Genomic DNA, 16,946 nt, shown 5'->3' on the forward strand with positions numbered 1-16,946 from the left:
GCTGCTGCTGCCGTCTACTACTGCTGCGGCGGGGCGGGCGGCGGCGGGTAGCCGTACCCTGCGGGCGGCTGCTGCTGCGGCTGCTCACCGCCCTGGGGGTGCGGGTAGCCGTAGCCCCCGGCCGGCGGCGCGGGCTGCTGCGGCTGCTGCTGCCACTCCGGGGCCGGCTGGGGCTGCCCCTGCGGCGGGTAGCCGTAGCCGGCCGGCGGCGGGGTCTGGCCCGGCTGCTGCGCCCAGGGTGCGCCGGGGGCGGGCTGGGGGCCCGGCTGCTGCCACGGCTGCCCCGGCTGTCCGGGCTGCTGGGGGTACGGCTGCTGGTTCGGGTCCGGGTGGGGCTGGGGCTGGGGCTGCTGCGGGGCGTAGGGCTGCTGCGCGGCGGCGTACTGCTGCGCCGCGGCCGGCTGCTGCCAGCTCGACTGCTGGGCGGCGGCCTGCTGGGCGCGGACGATGTCCTCGGCGACCAGCGCGGCCAGGTCGAAGTACGCCTCGCGGACCTTGGGCCGCATCATGTCGAGGTTGACCTCGGCGCCGGCCGCCAGGCTCTCGTCGAACGGCACCACGACCACGCCGCGGCAGCGGGTCTGGAAGTGCGCGACGATGTCCTCGACCTTGATCATCTTGCTGGTCTCGCGGACCCCGGAGACCACCGTGATCGAACGCTGCACCAGATCGGCGTAGCCGTGCGCGGAGAGCCAGTCCAGCGTGGTCGAGGCGGACGAGGCGCCGTCCACGCTGGGGGTGGAGACGATGATCAGCTGGTCGGCGAGGTCCAGCACCCCGCGCATCGCGCTGTACAGCAGGCCGGTGCCCGAGTCGGTCAGGATGATCGGGTACTGGCGGCCCAGCACGTCGATGACCTGCCGGTAGTCCGAGTCGTTGAAGGTCGTCGAGACGGCCGGGTCGACGTCGTTCGCCAGGATCTCCAGGCCCGAGTGCAGGTCCTGCGAGGTGAACTGGCGGATGTCCATGTAGCTGCGCAGGTGCGGGATGGCCGTCACCAGGTCGCGGATGGTCGCGCCGGTCTGCCGCTTGACCCGGCGGCCGAGCGTGCCGGCGTCCGGGTTGGCGTCGATCGCGATCACCTTGTCCTGGCGCTCGCTGGCCAGCGTCGCGCCGAGGGCGGTGGTGGTCGTGGTCTTGCCGACGCCGCCCTTGAGGCTGATCACGGCGATCCGGTAGCAGCTGAGCACCGGGGTGCGGATGATCTCCAGCTTGCGGGCCTTCTCCGCGGCGGCGGCCTTGCCGCCGAACTGGAACCGCGGCTGCTGGCGCTGCTGCTTCGGCTGGCTGCGCAGCAGGCGGTCCGAGGAGAGCTCGACGGCGGCCGTGTAGCCGAGCGGCGCGCCGTGCGCGGTCTGCTGCGGGGCGCCGGACTGCTGGATCGCGGCGGGTGCCTGCGGAGCGTCGGGCTGCTGCTGCCAGGGCTGGGCGGGGCCGGGCTGCGGGGGTTGCTGCTGGTAGGCGTTGGGCTGCGGCCAGCCGGCGGCGCGCGGGTCGGCCGGCGCGGGCTGCGGGGCCGCCGGGTGCGGGCCGGGCTGCTGGGCCGCGGCCTGCTGGGCGGCGGCCCACGCGGCGGCCTGCGGGTCCTGCGGCGGCTGGGCCTGCTGGTGGGCCTGCTGCGGGTAGGGCTGCGGCTGCTGATGGGCCGGCGGGTAGGCCGCGGCCTGCTGCTGGGGGTCCGGGTACGGGGCCGGCTGCGGCGCCGGTGCCGGGGCGGGGGCCGGCGGCCCGGGGAAGGCCTGCGGCTGGACCGACGGATCGGCCGGCTGCCACGGCTGGGCGGTCACCGGCGGCTGCTCCGCGTGCGGCGCGGGTGCGGGCGCGGGCGCGGGCGCGGGCGCCGGGACGGGAACGGGGACGGCCGGGTCGGCGGGCGGTGCGGCGAACGGGACGTGCTGCGCCGCGACCTGGCTGGCGGGTACGGCCGGGGCGACCGGTGCGGGTGCGGGTGCCGGTGCGGCGACCGGCTGGGGCTGGACCTGCGGCTGGGGCTGGACCTGGACCTGGGGCTGGGCGTGCGGCTGCGCGACGGGCTCGACGGCCGGCGCGGGAGCCGCCGGAGCCTGGGCAGGTACCGGAGCGGGAGCAGGGGCAGGAGCAGGAGCAGGAACCGCCGACGGCGCGCCCTGGGCGTCCGTCTGCACGTACCAGGACGGAGGGGTGTAATCGGGCGCGTCGGACCAGTCGTCGTCGTCCTCCGCCGCGTTGTCGCCGACGTAGACGCCGTCCCGATCGCTACTCACCTAGGGCTCCCTCGTGTTCGCCGCCGCATGTTCGCGGTGCCGTTGCCGCATCACAGCCTAGGCCGTGAGCCACCCCCCGCTGAAGGCGGTATCTCATCTCCGACCGGGCCGTGACCGGGACCGGCCGGGTCAGTCGATCCGGCGCGGGCCGCCCAGGAGCTGCTGTTCCGCCTGCCCGGCGACGACCCGTACGTACTGCCGGCTCATCCGGGTCGTCCAGAGCGTCAGGTCCTCGGCGAGGGCGGGCAGCGCTCCCACCTCCTGCGGGCCGAGGGACAGCACCCGGCCGATCAGCTCGGCCTCCTGCGGCGAGACCCGCTGCACCCCGACCAGGTCGGCCGTGTTGAGGACCTGGGCCGCGTTCGGCCCCAGGTACGGCAGCACGGTCAGGCTGGTCTGCCAGGGCGCGGCGGAGAGCCGGCTGCGCGGCGGGCGGGCGCCGAGGTCGCGCACCACCAGCACCGGTGAGGTGACCGAGGCGCCCTGCGGGCCGAGCCGGCCGACCTGGTGGACGGTCACGCACGGCTGGCCGCCGCCCGCGGCCTGCGCCAGCGGTCCCCAGAGGTGGGCCCGGGCGGTCTCGACGGCGACCCGGGCGCCGGTCGCGGCCGCCCGCAGCGCGATGACCTGCGCCGTCCACGCACCGCCGACCAGGACCAGGTCGTAGGCGCCGGGCCGGAACAGCCCGAGCACGGCGGGCTGCCCCCGGTGCACGTCCTCGCCGATCAGCACACCGTCGTCGCCGACCGGGAAGGCCAGCGCGCCCAGCTCCCCGACGGTCAGCACGTGCTTCTCCCGGCGCGGGCCGCGCAGCCCGAAGCCGGGCAGCAGCCGGGGCCGGACCCTCGGCTGCCGCTCCGCGCGGGGCGTCGGGCCGACGGCCCGGTAGCCCTGGTACGCCATCAGGAAGCACCTCCCAGCGGCAGGGTGGCGAGCACGCCGGGGCCCTGTTCGAGGTCGAGCCGGGTCAGTCCGAGGCCGGTGCTCTGCGCCCGGGCCTCCACCTGGCGCCCGATCCCGACCGCCTCGCTCTCGCTGCGCCCGGTCACCCGGACGTGGCCGCTGATCGTCACCGAGCCGCCGGTGCCGTGCCCGGCGGTGAGGCTGAAGGTGCTCGCCAGCGCCGGTGCGCCGGTGAGCAGGTTCACCAGGTCGGGGACGGCGATCCGGCCGGGGGCGCCGCCGGGGCGGCCGAGCTGCGGCCAGCGGGAGATCCAGTAGGTGCTGTGCCACCGGTCGTCGACCCGCCAGAAGCGGTTGCCCTCCTGGGCGCGCCGCCCGCTGCCGACGCCGCTGCCCTGGCGGCCGGCCGTGGCCAGCGGGTTGACGCAGGTGGAGATGGCGAGCGCGGCGATCAGTTCGCGTTCGTCGAGCACCGTCGCGTCGAAGCCGGCGCTGTTCAGCCGCCCGGCGAGCTGGTCGGTGACCCGCTGGAGCGCCTTGCGGGCGCCCTCCTCGCCGCCGCCGCGGGCGCGTACCGCGGTGGCCGCCCGTTCGGGGTCGAGCTTGAGCGCCACCCAGGTGAGCCGTAGGGCGGGGGTGGCGGTGCCGTCCGGCAGCTCCCGGTAGGCGCGGGCGGCCAGCGACTGCTCGGGCAGGTGCGGTGCCGGCGCGGGCTGGGTGTGCTGGACCAGCTGGACGGATTCCAGGGTGATGTCGTCCACCCGCAGCGCGGAGCAGACGACGTCCAGCGGCAGCGGCCGGGCGGTGCGGGCCGGGCGGAGCGGGCGGTCCTTGGCCTGGACGAGCAGGACGGCGCTGAGGAAGGTGCCGTCGCCGACCATGCCGGTCTCCCGGCGGACCGGGCGGCCGCCGAAGTCGGTCTCGGTGGCGTGGGTGCAGGTGCGCAGCGCGGGTTCCAGCTCCAGCACGGGGGCGAGCGCCGGGTCGGTGCCGGCCGGCGGGAGGTCGGTCCGGGCGCGCTTGCGGCGGGACCGCAGCGCGGCGCGCACCCGCAGTGCCTCCGGGGCGGTGCGGCCGCGGACCGGGACGGCGGCGAGCACCAGCAGGACGAGGGCGACCGCGCCGAACGCGGCGGCGACCGGCCGGCTGATCGTCCAGCCGACCGCGGTCAGCGCCAGCGCGACCTCGACCAGGACGAGTTGCTGGAGCCTCAGTCGGCCGCCGAGCAGTCCGGGGCGGGGGTGGATGCGGACCGTGACGGGGCCGCCGGACGGGTCGGGGGCGCTGGAGGGGGCGGCCGAGGGGCCGGGTCGCGGCCCTCTGCCGGGGCGGCGCGGCCCGCCGCCCCGTGCCGTGCCCTGACGTCCTGGAGCGGTGTGGCCTGGCATCCCCCGAGTGCCCCTCTCTGCGTCAGTTGCCGTGCCGGGCTGGCCGGTTGGCGAACCGTACCCGTACCGTACTCACCGTCTGCTGCCGCATCGTAGAGGGTTCGAGCAGGTTTCCGCCCGGGTGCGGACGACGGGGCAGGTCGGTCTGACAGGGGGGGACGACGAGGATGGCATCGCGCCGGGACGAGCTGAACGCCTACACCTTCGCCCGCAAGCGCACGGTCGCGGCCTTCCTGCTGCCCGGTGGCGGGGGTAGCGACGAGGACGCGCCGCGTCCGGTGAAGGCGGTCCTGCCGAGCGTGATCGTCGGGGCGCTGGTGGTGAGCGGGTTCGGCCTCTGGGGGGTGTTCAAGCCGAGCGCGCCGGTGGGCTGGGACGAGGGCGGGTTCATCGTCCAGGGCAAGCAGAGCACCACCCGGTACGTGGTGCTGACCGATCCGGACGGCCGGACCAAGCGGCTGCACCAGGTGCTGAACATGTCGTCGGCGCGGCTGGTGCTGCCGGTGGACGCCAAGGTGGTGGTGGTCGACGACGGCGTGCTCGACAAGTACCCCAACCACGGTCCGACGATCGGGATCCCGTACGCCCCGGACAAGCTGCCGTCCAAGGAGAACGCGAGCAAGCCGATGAAGTGGTCGGTCTGCGACCGCCCGGGCGCGGACGACCAGGGGAACACGGTCAACCAGGCGGTCTTCGTGGCGGGCGGCGCCGACGCCCTGGCGCTGGAGGCGAAGGACCGGCTGCTCGACGTCGACCAGGCGGTGCTGGTGCAGCAGGCGGACGACCCGCAGGTGGCGGCCCCGCCAGGGCTGCCGGGCGCGGGCCGCGGGAAGCTGAGGCTGTTCCTGGTGGACGCGAAGGGCCGCAAGCACGCGATCGGCGGTCCGGAGGACTCGGACGCCATCCGGACGCAGCTGATGGGGGCGGTCTTCGGGGCGTCCGCGAACCCGCAGAAGGTGAAGAAGGACTGGCTGGACACGCTGGCGCCGGGCAGCGACATCGTCTTCCCGCGGATCGACGGGCTGGTTCCGGACACCAAGGGCCCCAACTCCTCGGTGGCGCTGCAGAACCCGGAGAACCGCAAGGTGGGACGGCTGGTCCGGTTCGGCGACCGGCACTACGTGGTGGGCCGGACCCAGCTGTTGCTGATCAGCCCGTTCCAGGCCGAACTGATCCGGCAGAACCCGCTGTTGCAGCCGCTGTACAACCAGGACGCGAACAAGAACCCGCGGATCGAGGACATCACCCCGGCCGAGCACGCGGCGCTCAACAGCAGCGTCCCGCTGATGGCCGACGGCGCGGCCGACTGGCCGACCAGGACGGGCGCGCCGGCGAACAACTGGCAGGCGCAGAAGGACGCGAGGACGGTGGTGTGCAGCACCTTCGACGGGGTGGCGGAGGACGGCAGGACCCCGAGGCGCAGTGTCTGGACCGGCCCGGACTACCCGGCGCGGTACAGCAACGGCGCGTCCTCGGCGCATGTGACGCCGGGTCACGGACTGTTCTACCGGGCCCTGGACAACGGGGCGGACGGCTCCGGAACCGACTACCTGATCACCGAGACCGGCCTGCGGTACCCGGTGCCGGCCAGCAGCGAGGGCGGCAAGGGCGGCCAGACCACGCCGCCGGCCCAACCGGGCGGTCAGGGCGGTCAGGGCGGCCAGGGGGCTCAGGGCGCGGCGCCGAAGAGCCCGTCCGGGCAGCCGGGGGAGGCGTCCGGGCCGCCGCAGCCCGAGGAGTCGGGCGGCAACCAGGCCCGGCTCGGCTACCAGGGTCTGCAGCCGGCGCCGGTCCCCCGGCAGTGGTCGAACCTGGTGCCGTCCGGTCCGGCGCTGAACGCGAAGAGCGCCGCCCAGCAGCAGAACGCATGATCGGCCTTTCTCCTTTCGGGGCAAAGGAATTGGCGTCGATGTCATGGCTTGGTAACTGGCCGTCGGCTGGTGTTGGGTGAGCTGCGTGTGCCGACTACAGTGCTGCAGGACATCACACCGGTGATGCTCGGGAGGCCTCGGAGAGCGGCCTCCTGACACAGGGTCTGTCTCATGGGGACGGTGGAGCATGGGTCAGTTCAGGACGACCGCTCAGGAGATGCTGGCGTTCGCCAAGCACATGGACGAGGTCATCAACAAGATCAACACCGAGATCAACGGCCTCAACAACCTGGTGACCTCGATCACCGGCGGTTGGCAGGGCCAGGCCGCGCAGGCTTACACGAACCTCCAGGGCCAGTTCAACACGGACGCCCAGGAGCTCAACAAGTCGCTGGTGGCGATCAAGGAAGCGATCGAGCTCACGACCCAGAAGTACGCGCAGGCCGACGCTGACCAGCAGGCCGCCTTCGGCGCCGGCACGGTCTGATCCCCAGCTCCGTCCGCTCACCCGGCGACGCGCCCCTCGGGCGATGGGGTGCCTCGCAGCCTCGACTAGGAGACATCGTGGCCGAACACATTCTCGTCAACTTCAACACCATCAAGAACGCCGGCTCCGAGGTCCGTCGGACCGCGCAGACGATCAACGCCCAGCTCGAAGAGCTGAAGACGGGCGTCACCAAGATCGCCTCCAGCTGGGAGGGCGTCGCCCAGCAGGGCTACCAGGCCCACCAGGCGAAGTGGGACCAGCGGGCCGCCCACCTGCAGCAGGTGCTGGCGCAGATCGCCAACTCCCTGGACAAGGCGGCCGAGAGCTACCAGAACACCGAGAACCGCAACGCCACCCTCTGGACGGGCTGACGGCGGCTGCGGCCCGAGCACGACCCGCCGAGGGGGCGGGCGCCCGCCGGGTGCCCGCCCCCAGGCACGCAACCGGGGTGGACGACATGAGGGGTGGCAGGGTGCCGGTGGTCAGGTGCCGGACGGCGGCCGCGACGCTCGCGGTGCTCGCGGTGCTCGGCGGCCCGTCGGCGGCCCCCGCGGTGGCGGCCGGACCGGGCGTCGCCGCCGCCGGGGACTGCGGCAAGTCCGCGCAGAACGTGCGGGCCGTGCCGTGGTCGCTGCAGCGGATGGTGCTGGACGAGCTCTGGCAGGGCGGCGCGACGACGGGTGAAGGGGTGCTCGTCGCGGTCATCGACACCGGGGTGGACGACCTGAACCCGCAGCTCGCCAACCGGGTGGTCGACGGCGGCTCGCTGCTGAAGGACAAGGAGGGCAAGCGGGTCGAGGGCGGCGGCAGGAACGACCTGGTCGGCCACGGCACCAAGGTGGCGGGCATCATCGCCGCCGGCCGCAGCGAGCAGACCGGCTTCGTCGGCATCGCCCCGGGGGCCACCATCCTGGCGATCCGGCAGAACGACGCCGAGGGCAACGGCGACGTCCACTCGCTGGTCGAGGCGATCGACTCGGCCGTCCGGCAGGGCGCCAAGGTCATCAACATCTCGCAGGACGTGCGCGGCGCGGGCGACCGCGGCTTCGTCGGCTACGACGAGCTGAAGGCGGCGATCGACAACGCCGAGACGCGCGGCGTGGTGGTGGTCGCCTCCAGCGGCAACGACGGCAAGAAGGGCGACACCTACCCGGCGGCCTTCCAGACCGTGCTCGCCGTGGGCGCCTCCGACCGCAACAACGAGCGGACCTACTTCTCCCAGTACGGCGACTTCGTGGACGTCGCGGCGCCCGGCGTCGACATGCTCTCCACCGTCCCGCGCGGCGGCCAGTGCGTGGACAACGGCACCAGTTTCGCCGCGCCGTACGTGGCCGGGCTGGCGGCCCTGCTGGTCGGCGCGCACCGGGACTGGCGGCCGAGCCAGGTGCGGGCCTGGATCGAGCAGACCGCGCAGCGCACCGACCGCAAGCCGAACGAGTACATCGGGTGGGGCGTGGTCGACCCGGTGAAGGCCGTCGCCACCGCGCCCGTGGCGCCGCCGGACCGCCCCGTGGAGGACCCGCCGGTCCGGCTGGCCGCCGCCCCGATCGTGCCGCGTCCGCTCGGCCTCGGCGAGACCCAGGCCGACCGCGACGGCCGGACCGCGACGTACGTGCTCGGCGTCGGCGCGCTGCTGGTCGCCCTGCTGATCGGCGGCGGCGTGGTGCTCCGCGACCACCGCCGCCGGACCTCGGACTGATCGGCGGAATCCTTTTCCGGTCCGGCTGTAACATCCGGCGCCGCTCACCGCATCTCCATGATGTCGGGGGACCGGAATCGGGGGAGGACACCGCGGATGGGGCGGACCGGGAGCACGCGCGAGACCAAGGACGGGGAGTTCCTGGAACTCGTGGCCGGCCACACCGGGCGGTTGTACCGCTCGGCGTGCCTGCTCACCAGTGGCGACACCCACTACGCGGAGGACCTCGTCCAGGAGGCCCTCGGCCGGATGTACGTGCTGTGGCGCCGCAGTTCCTGGACCGGCGGGCGGCACCGGGTCGACAACCCCGGCGCGTACGTCCACACCGTGATGGTGCGCACCTTCCTCGCCCAGCAGCGCCGCCGTTCGAGCGGCGAGCGGCCCGTCGGCGAACTCCCCGAGCCCGCGGGCCGGGAGGTGGACCGCGCACTTCGGGTGACCATGCTCGACGCGCTCGGCGGGCTGTCGGCCAAGGACCGGGCGGTGCTGGTGCTGCGCTTCTGGGAGGACCGCAGCGTCGAGGAGACCGCCGAGGTGATGCGGGTGTCCTCGGGGGCGGTCCGCACCCGTACCACCCGCGCCCTGGGCCGGATGCGTTCGCAGCTCGGTGACTCGTTCGCCGAGCTGGCCGCCCGTTGAGTGCCCGGCCGACCCCGCCGCCACTGACGGTCCGCGACCGCCCGCGCCGCGGAACCGGCGCCGCCCTGCCACTTCGCCACCTACCGAAACGGTGATCACGCATGTCCGGACAGGACAGGTTCGAGGACGACCTTCTCTTCGCCATGACCCGCACGGGTGAGGGGTTCGGCAGCGACCGCGGGGACCGGCTGGCGGCCGGCGGGCTCGACCGCGGGCGCCGTCGCTGGCGCCGCCGCTCGGCGGCCGCGGCGGTGGGCGGCGTGGCCGCGCTGGCCCTGGTCGGCACCGGCGCGGTGTACCTCACCGGCGGGACCGGCGGCTCCCCGGCCGCCGTGCCCCTGGCGGCGGCGGCCGGCGGCCCGAGCGGTGCCCCGAGCGGTGACGGTGCGGGCGCGGGCAGCGGCGCCGGTACGCCCTCGGCGTCCGCTTCGGCGGGCGCCCCGGGATCGTCCCCGGCGGGTACGCCCGCCGGTGCCGAGGTGCTCGCCACCTTCCGGGCGCTGCTGCCCAAGGGCGTGATCACCGGCACCGAGAGCGGTGGCGGAGGCACCAGCCCGCAGGCCGGCGCGTCGGTGGTGTTCGACGACGGCAAGGGCCGTTCCGCGATCGGCATCTCGCTGCTCCGCCTCGGGGAGGGCGACCCGCGCCGGACGGAGGAGGTCTGCCCGGACCGGAAGACGGTGCGGTTCGACGCCTGCACCACGACCGCCCTGCCGAACGGCGGAGCACTGACCGTCTTCCAGGGCTACGAGTACTCCGACGGCCGGGACAGCGCCAAGCGCTGGTTCGCGCGGCTGGTCGGCAAGGACGGCAGGTTGATCGAGCTGACCGAGTGGAACGCGGCGGCCGAGAAGGGGGCGCCGGTCTCCCGGCCCACCCCGCCGCTGACGGTCGAGCAGCTGAAGGCGGTCGTGACGGACGGGTCCTGGGACCGGATCGTCGCCGGTCTCCCGGCCTCGACCCCGGTGGAACCGCAAGGCACCGGGGAGTACAGCAAGGCGGAGATCCTGACGATCACCGCGGGCCTGCTGCCGGCCGGTCTGAAGCAGACCGAGACCAGCGGCCAGCCGGGCTTCGCCGACTTCGTGGTGAACGACGGCAAGGGCAAGTCCCTGGTGCAGGTCAACGTGCAGGACTGGAGCCGGGACAAGGGCGCCGAGTCGACGTTCGGCAACGCGCAGAAGCTCCCGGACGGCACCAGGGTGGTCGTCCGCCGGCAGGGCGGCGAGTGGACGGTCGACACCCTGCACGCGGACGGCCTGCGGGTGGTGATCAGTGCCTTCGACAGGGGGTCCCAGATCACCCCGGCGACCCGGCCCACCCCCGCGCTGACCGTCGAGCAGTTGAAGGCGATCGCCACCAGCACGCAGTGGAAGCTGAAGAAGTAGCGCCCGCCGGCGCGGTCGGCCGGACCGCGGCGAACGGCAGTGCCCCGGGCCAGGGGGGAGCCCGGGGCACTGCCGTGTGGGGGAGGGGTGGGGGTCGGTTCCGGCCGGATCAGCCCTGCTGGTCCTCGGGGAGGCTGATCACCCAGCGGGTGTCCTGCCGGGGGCGCAGGTAGAACAGCCAGTAGAGGGTGGCGACGGCGGTGATGCCGCCGGTCCACAGCAGGGGCACGGTGTCCAGCTGGGTGATGATGTAGACCAGCACGACGATCAGGACGGCCGGGACGGCCGGCCAGAGCGGCATCCGCCAGGCGGCGGCGTGCTTGTGCCGGTCACGGCGGGAGAGCAGCGCGGCGATCGCGACCAGCAGGTACATCCCGGTGACGGCGACGCCGGTGATCTCGCTGAGCAGCTCGCCCTCGACGAAGCAGAGTGCGGCACCCGGCAGGCCGACGGCCAGGGTGGCGACCCAGGGCGAGCCGAACCGGCCGAGGGTGGCGAAGGCCTTGTTGACCGGGTCGGGCCAGGCCTTGTCGCGGGCCGAGGCGAACAGCACCCGGGAGTTCTGGATGACCATGACGATGCCGGCGTTGATGATGGCCAGCGCGACGCAGAGGCTGATGAAGGTGCCGACCGCGGAGTTGCTCCAGGCGGTGACCATGCCGGAGATGTCGCCGGAGCTGAGGGTCGCCAGGTCGGGGGCGCCCATGGTGATCGCGGCGACCGGGACGAGGATGACGGCGGCGGAGATGCCCAGCGTCCACAGCACGGTGCGGGAGACGTTGCGGCGCGGGTTCTCCAGCTCCTCGGAGAGGTAGACGGCGGTGGAGAAGCCCTGGGTGATGAAGAGCGCGATGCCGAGCGCGCCGATGATGGCGCCGATGCTCACCGTGGTCGTCACGCCGTCCTCGCCGGTCACGACGCCGTGCAGCATGCTGGGCGCGTCGCCGTTGGCGTGGGCGAAGCCGAGCACCGAGACGACGCCGGCCGCGACGACCTCCAGGACCAGGAAGATGCCGGTGATCCAGGCGTTGGCGCGCAGGTCGAGCAGGCCGGCCAGGGTGGCGGCGAGCATCACCGCGGCGCCGGCGATCGGCTTGTCGACGTGGAGCACGGGCGCGAGGTAGTCGGCGGTGCCGAGGGCGATCACCGAGGGGACGATCATCACCACGATCAGCGAGAGCACGAAGACCAGCCAGCCCGCCAGCCGTCCGGCCAGGGTGCCGACCATCGCGTACTCGCCGCCGGCGCTGGGGATCAGGGTGCCGAGCTCGGAGTAGCAGAACGCGACCGCGATGCAGAGCACCGAGCCGATCGCGATGGCCAGCGCGGTGGCGCTGCCGATGCTGGAGAACAGCTCCGGGACGATCACGAAGAGCGTGGAGGCCGGGGTGACGCAGGACAGCGTGAGCAGTGTGCCGCCCACGACGCCGATCGAGCGCTTGAGCGTCTGCGGCGCGGCGGGGGTGCCCCCGGTGGCCGCGGCGGGGGCTACGGCGCGTGGCGGGCGAAGCGTGTCGGTCATGAGGCTTCCGATCGGCTCTGTGCGGTCCTGGAGAGGGAGCGGTATCGCCTCCGCTGGCTGGTTGCTCGGGTTCTGGTCCTGTCGCTCCCGGGCCGCCATGGAACCTTGGCCGTATCGATCGCGTCAATCGCGGAAATGCTTCGGAATCCGTTGCGGGTTGGGGCATAGGCATGCGATCTCATGATCACGGATCGTCATCACTATGCATGTCCGACTTGTTACTTTCGCCACTGCGGGCCTGAATCCAAGGTGAACGTGGTGTTGCGTGCACCCATTCAAAGGCAGTCGGCCGACGCCCTGGTCAGGTCGGTCGGCCGCCCCCGAGCCACCGGCCGAGCCCGGGCCGGATACGGGAACCGCAGCCGCCGGCCGGAAAGATCTAGGTAACGTTTCAGCAGGTGGGACGTGCGAAGGGGCCGGATCCCGAGGATCCGACCCCTTCGATCACCCTCCGTCACCAGCACCGAGGGCCGGCCTGCATGGTTCCCGGGCCGTCACGGCGCCGGCAGCCAGCCCGTCTGCACCATCTGCCCGCCGGTCATCCGGCGCGAGACGAACACCCCGCGGCCCGGCGGCAGCGCCTGCGGCTTGACCGTGCCCAGCAGCGCGCCCTCGTCCCGGTTCCCGGAGAGCAGCACGCCCTGGCCGCCCAGCTCGCGCATCCGCTGCAGGAACGGCTCGTACAGCGACCGCCCGGCCCCGCCCGCGCTGCGCGCGACGATCACCCGCAGGCCGATGTCGCGGGCGAACGGCAGGAACTCCGCCAGCGAGGCCAGCGGGTTGCCGGAGGCGGTCGCCACCAGCTCGTAGTCGTCCACGACCAGGAACATGTCCTTGCCGCTGTACCAGCTGCGGTTGCGCAGCTGCTCGGGGGTCACGTCCGGACCGGGCAGGCGGCGGGCGCACGCCCCGCGCAGCATCTCGATCACCTGGGTCATGGCCGGCTGCGCGGCCGCGTACTCCACCAGGTGGGCCGGCGGGACCGTGCCGAGCAGCGCGCGCCGGTAGTCGCCGACCACGATGCCGGCCTGGTCCGGGGTGTACCGCTCGGTGATCTGCTTGACCAGCATCCGCAGCACCGCCGACTTCCCGGACTCGGTGTCGCCGAAGACGATGAACAGCGGGTCGGTCTCGAAGTTGACGAAGGCCGGAGCCAGCTCCGCCTCGTCGATGCCGAACGCGACACCCCGCTCCGGGTGCTCGAAGCCCTTCGGCAGCGAGCGGCCGTCCAGCACCGCCGGCAGCATCCGCACCCGAGGCGCGCTCGGGCCCGTCCAGGCGGCGGCGACGGCCGCGACCAGCCCGGCCACGCCGTCCTGGAGGTCGTCCACCGAGCTCGACGCGTCGAGCCGCGGCAGGCCGGTGAGGAAGTGCAGCCGGTCCGCGGTGACCCCGCGCCCCGGGACGGCCGGCACGTTCTGCGCCACCCGGCGGTCGACCTCGGACTCCATCGCGTCGCCGAGCTTCAGCTCGGTCCGGTTCTGCAGCAGGTCCTTGAGCGCCGGCCGCACCTCCGCGTAGCGGGTCGCGGTGACGATCAGGTGGACGCCGTAGCCGAGGCCGCGCTGGGCGATGTCCCCGATCACCGGCTCCAGCGACTCGAACTCCTGCTTGAAGGTGTTCCAGCCGTCGATCACCAGGAAGACGTCGCCGAACTGCTCGTCCGGCAGCTGCCCGGCGGCCCGGCGGGCGCGGTAGGTCACGATCGAGTCGAGCCCGGTCGCCCGGAACAGCTCCTCCCGCCGGTTCAGCACCCCGTGCACCTCGGAGACCGTCCGCCGGACCTTCTCGACGTCCAGCCGTCCGGCCACCCCGCCGACGTGCGGCAGGTCCTGGAGCGACTGGAAGCCGCCGCCGCCGAAGTCCAGCAGGTAGAACTGCACCTCCAGCGGGGTGTGGGTGAGCGCGAACGACGCCACCGTGGTGCGCATCACCGTCGACTTGCCGGACCGCGGGCCGCCGACGACCAGGCCGTGGCCGGCCGCCCCCGAGTAGTCCTGGTCGAGGATGTCGCGCTTCTGGTCCCGCGGCTTGTCGACGGTGCCGACCGGCACCCGCAGCCGGCCCAGCGCCCCGTACCCGGGCGAGGTCAGCCCGCGCTCCGGGACCGCCTGGAGCGGCGGCAGCAGCTGGTCCACGCTCGGCGGCGCGTCCAGCGGCGGCAGCCACACCTGGTGCGCGGCCGGGCCCTGGCCCGCCATCCGCTGCACGAACACGTCCAGCACGGTGTCCACCAGCGCGTCGTCCTGCTCCTCGACGAGCGGCTCCACCTCCTGCACCAGCGGCTCCGGGACCGCCACCTCGGCCGCCGTGAACAGCACCGGCCGCGCCGTCACCAGCCGGCCGCCGGTCGACCGCTGCTGCCCCGGCGCGCGGTACGGCCCGGACACGTACGCGGCCTTGAACCGCTCCATCACGTCGGTGCCGAACTTCAGGTAGCCGACGCCCGGCACCGGCGGCAGGTGGTACGCGTCCGGAACGCCGATCGCCGCCCGGGACTCGGCCGCCGAGAAGGTGCGCAGGCCGATCCGGTACGAGAGGTAGGTGTCGAGGCCGCGCAGCTTGCCCTCCTCCAGGCGCTGCGAGGCCAGCAGCAGGTGCACCCCCAGCGACCGCCCGATCCGGCCGATCTGGATGAACATGTCGATGAAGTCGGGCTTGGCGGTGAGGAGTTCGGAGAACTCGTCGATGATCAGCACCAGCGAGGGCAGCGGGTCCAGCGCCGCACCGGCCGCCCGGGCCCGCTCGTACTCGTGGACGTTGGCGTAGTTGCCCGCCCGGTGCAGCAGCTCCTGGCGGCGGTTGAGCTCGCCCTCGATGGCGTCCCGCATGCGGTCGACCAGGGTGAGCTGGCCCTCCAGGTTGGTGATCACCGCCGAGGTGTGCGGCATGTCCGCCATGCCGGCGAAGGTCGCCCCGCCCTTGAAGTCGGCGAGCACGAAGTTCAGCGTCTCCGAGGTGTGCGTCATCGCCAGCGCCAGCACCAGCGTCCGCAGCAGCTCGGACTTGCCGGAACCGGTCGCGCCGACGCACAGGCCGTGCGGGCCCATGCCCTCCTGCGCGGCCTCCTTGAGGTCCAGGTGGATGTGCTCCCCGCCGGCCCCGACCCCGATCGGCACCCGCAGCCGCTCGTGCTGCGCCCGCTGCCGCCAGCTGCGGGTCACGTCGAAGGAGCCCGGATCGCCCGAGTTCATCAGGTCGGTGAAGTCCAGGTTGGACAGCAGCGGTTCGTCGTCGCCCCCGGCCGAGGCCCGGTACGGGGCCAGCTGGCGGGCCAGCGCCTCCGACTGCCAGGCCGACAGCGTGTCCGGCTCGCCCAGGTACGTCGCACCCGACGCCGAACGGAGCACCAGTTCGTCCGGCGAGACCGTCATGACCAGGTGCCCGCTCGGCTCGTCCAGGTCACCCGGGACCACCTCGATGACGGTCACCCCGTGCACGCCCTCCGGGCCCGCCAGCACCGAGTCCAGCGGCACCGCGGCGCCGTCCATGACGACGACGATGTGCGGCTGGTCCGGGGACGGCACGGCGTCCCGGGTGAACCGCTGACGGCCCGCCAGCTCGTCCCGCAGCAGGTGCTCCAGCTCGCCGAGGCCGGTGGCGATCAGCCGGCGCGAACCCGCGCCGTCGTTCTCCTTGCGGTGCTGGGTGTGCGGGAGCCACTTGGTCCACTCCCACTCGTCCACCGCGCCCGGCGCCGCGGCCACCGTCACCAGCAGGTCGTCCGGCGAGTGCAGCGTCGTCAACTGGGCGATCATCGCCCGCACGTTGCCGTACACGGTGTCCGGGTCCCCGCACACCGTGATGTGGTAGAAGGCGCGCAGCGAGACCGCCAACGGTAGGTCCTGCAGGGTGCCGTGGGCCTTCAGGAAGGTCTGCATCGCGGCCGCCGAGAGCGGCTCCAGCTCGTCCATCGGCGCGGTCTGCGGCGCGACCAGCGGGGTCGCCAGCTGCACCGGCCCCCGGCCGACCCGGACCTGCGCGAAGTCGGCGTCCCCGGTGCGCCGTTCCCAGAGCCGCCGGCCGTCCGCGACGATCGACCAGAGCTGGTCGGGCGCCGGATTGAGGAACAGCTGTGCGCCGCGCTGGCGTTCGGCGGTCCGACGGACCTGGCGGCGCACCTGCTGCAGGTACTTGAGGTAGTCGCGGCGCTCGTCCGCGGTCGCGGTGGAACCGCCCTTGCGGGCCCGGACGATCTGGGCGAGCACCATGCCGACCGTCGAGACGATCATCAGGCCGCCCATGATCTTCATCGGGGCCTGGGCGCCCGGCGAGAAGAAGAAGACCGCCGAACCGCCCATCCCGAGCATCGGAAGGATGCTCATCACCCAGTCCTCGCCGCCGGACCGGGGCAGTTCGGGCGGCGGGACCAGCTCCACCGGCTCGTCCGGCACCCCCGGCGGATAGGCCCGGGGCGGCCGCTTGACCGTGATCACGCCCATGCGCGCCCCACCCCACGACCACGAACGCTCCGCTCGATCACTACGGCATCAGCCCTCACGCAACTGGATCCGTACGGGTGAGGACGCCCCGTGTGGCGCCGCCCCCGCTCCGCCGACCGCAGGCACCCGGGGAGGAGCGCGGCCCGCCCCCGCCGCCTTGCGCAGGGGCCGATCCTACTGGGCGCCCCGTGCGGGGGCGGGCACGAACCGAGCGGTAAGGTGACGCCGCGCCAACTCGTTTCCCGGCCCGGCCAGTTCCGCCCGGCCGGGCGCGTACGGCGGCCGGACCGGACCAGCCGCCGGAACACCGCGGCACGTCGACAAGGGGGAGCGCCCAGTGCGTCGAGCGAACGGGAGGCCTCAG

The 16,946-nt window shown here is 73.7% G+C and carries 11 protein-coding genes; 6 read left to right on the forward strand and 5 right to left on the reverse strand.

Going from position 1 to position 16,946, the window contains the following annotated elements; translation table 11 throughout:
- Positions 1 to 17: 17 nt before the first annotated feature.
- From AC067J_RS39020 to eccE, 3 genes are all read right to left on the reverse strand, one after another.
- Positions 18 to 2,243 (reverse strand): MinD/ParA family ATP-binding protein, encoded by a 2,226-nt coding sequence (locus AC067J_RS39020; protein ID WP_478307543.1) that lies wholly within the window; start codon positions 2,241 to 2,243, stop codon positions 18 to 20.
- 129 nt (positions 2,244 to 2,372) lie between these two features.
- Positions 2,373 to 3,146, reverse strand: coding sequence for a hypothetical protein (locus tag AC067J_RS39025; RefSeq protein ID WP_478307544.1), 774 nt, complete (start codon positions 3,144 to 3,146; stop codon positions 2,373 to 2,375).
- Entirely contained in the window at positions 3,146 to 4,534 is a 1,389-nt protein-coding gene (gene eccE, locus AC067J_RS39030; protein ID WP_478307545.1) for a type VII secretion protein EccE, read from the reverse strand. Before eccE ends, AC067J_RS39025 begins: the two co-directional genes overlap by 1 nt.
- Positions 4,535 to 4,701: 167 nt before the next feature.
- Here eccE and AC067J_RS39035 point away from each other — a divergent pair, with 167 nt between their 5' ends.
- The 6 genes from AC067J_RS39035 (at position 4,702) to AC067J_RS39060 (ending at position 10,618) form a co-directional block, all read left to right on the forward strand.
- On the forward strand, positions 4,702 to 6,405 hold the full coding sequence (locus AC067J_RS39035) for a type VII secretion protein EccB (protein ID WP_478307546.1): 1,704 nt from the start codon (positions 4,702 to 4,704) through the stop codon (positions 6,403 to 6,405).
- A 187-nt stretch (positions 6,406 to 6,592) separates the two neighbouring features.
- Positions 6,593 to 6,892 (forward strand): WXG100 family type VII secretion target, encoded by a 300-nt coding sequence (locus AC067J_RS39040; protein WP_478307547.1) that lies wholly within the window; start codon positions 6,593 to 6,595, stop codon positions 6,890 to 6,892.
- Positions 6,893 to 6,969: 77 nt separating this feature from the next.
- Positions 6,970 to 7,263, forward strand: a complete 294-nt coding sequence (locus tag AC067J_RS39045) for a WXG100 family type VII secretion target (protein ID WP_478307548.1) — start codon at positions 6,970 to 6,972, stop codon at positions 7,261 to 7,263.
- An 86-nt stretch (positions 7,264 to 7,349) separates the two neighbouring features.
- Positions 7,350 to 8,591: a type VII secretion-associated serine protease mycosin gene (gene mycP, locus AC067J_RS39050; RefSeq protein WP_478307549.1), complete on the forward strand. Its 1,242-nt coding sequence runs from the start codon at positions 7,350 to 7,352 to the stop codon at positions 8,589 to 8,591.
- Between the two features lie 96 nt (positions 8,592 to 8,687).
- Positions 8,688 to 9,230 carry a SigE family RNA polymerase sigma factor gene (locus tag AC067J_RS39055; RefSeq protein WP_478307550.1) on the forward strand — a complete coding sequence of 181 codons (543 nt, stop codon included), beginning with the start codon at positions 8,688 to 8,690 and terminating at the stop codon, positions 9,228 to 9,230.
- A 101-nt stretch (positions 9,231 to 9,331) separates the two neighbouring features.
- Positions 9,332 to 10,618, forward strand: coding sequence for a hypothetical protein (locus AC067J_RS39060; protein ID WP_478307551.1), 1,287 nt, complete (start codon positions 9,332 to 9,334; stop codon positions 10,616 to 10,618).
- Between the two features lie 109 nt (positions 10,619 to 10,727).
- Here the strand turns inward: AC067J_RS39060 and AC067J_RS39065 are convergent, their stop codons facing one another.
- Positions 10,728 to 12,140, reverse strand: a complete 1,413-nt coding sequence (locus AC067J_RS39065) for an APC family permease (RefSeq protein WP_478307552.1) — start codon at positions 12,138 to 12,140, stop codon at positions 10,728 to 10,730.
- 494 nt (positions 12,141 to 12,634) lie between these two features.
- Complete coding sequence (gene eccCa / locus AC067J_RS39070; RefSeq protein ID WP_478307553.1) at positions 12,635 to 16,582, reverse strand: type VII secretion protein EccCa; 3,948 nt, start codon at positions 16,580 to 16,582, stop codon at positions 12,635 to 12,637.
- Between the last annotated feature and the right edge of the window lie 364 nt (positions 16,583 to 16,946).

The sequence above is a fragment of the Kitasatospora sp. NPDC042419 genome (genome assembly GCF_056437345.1).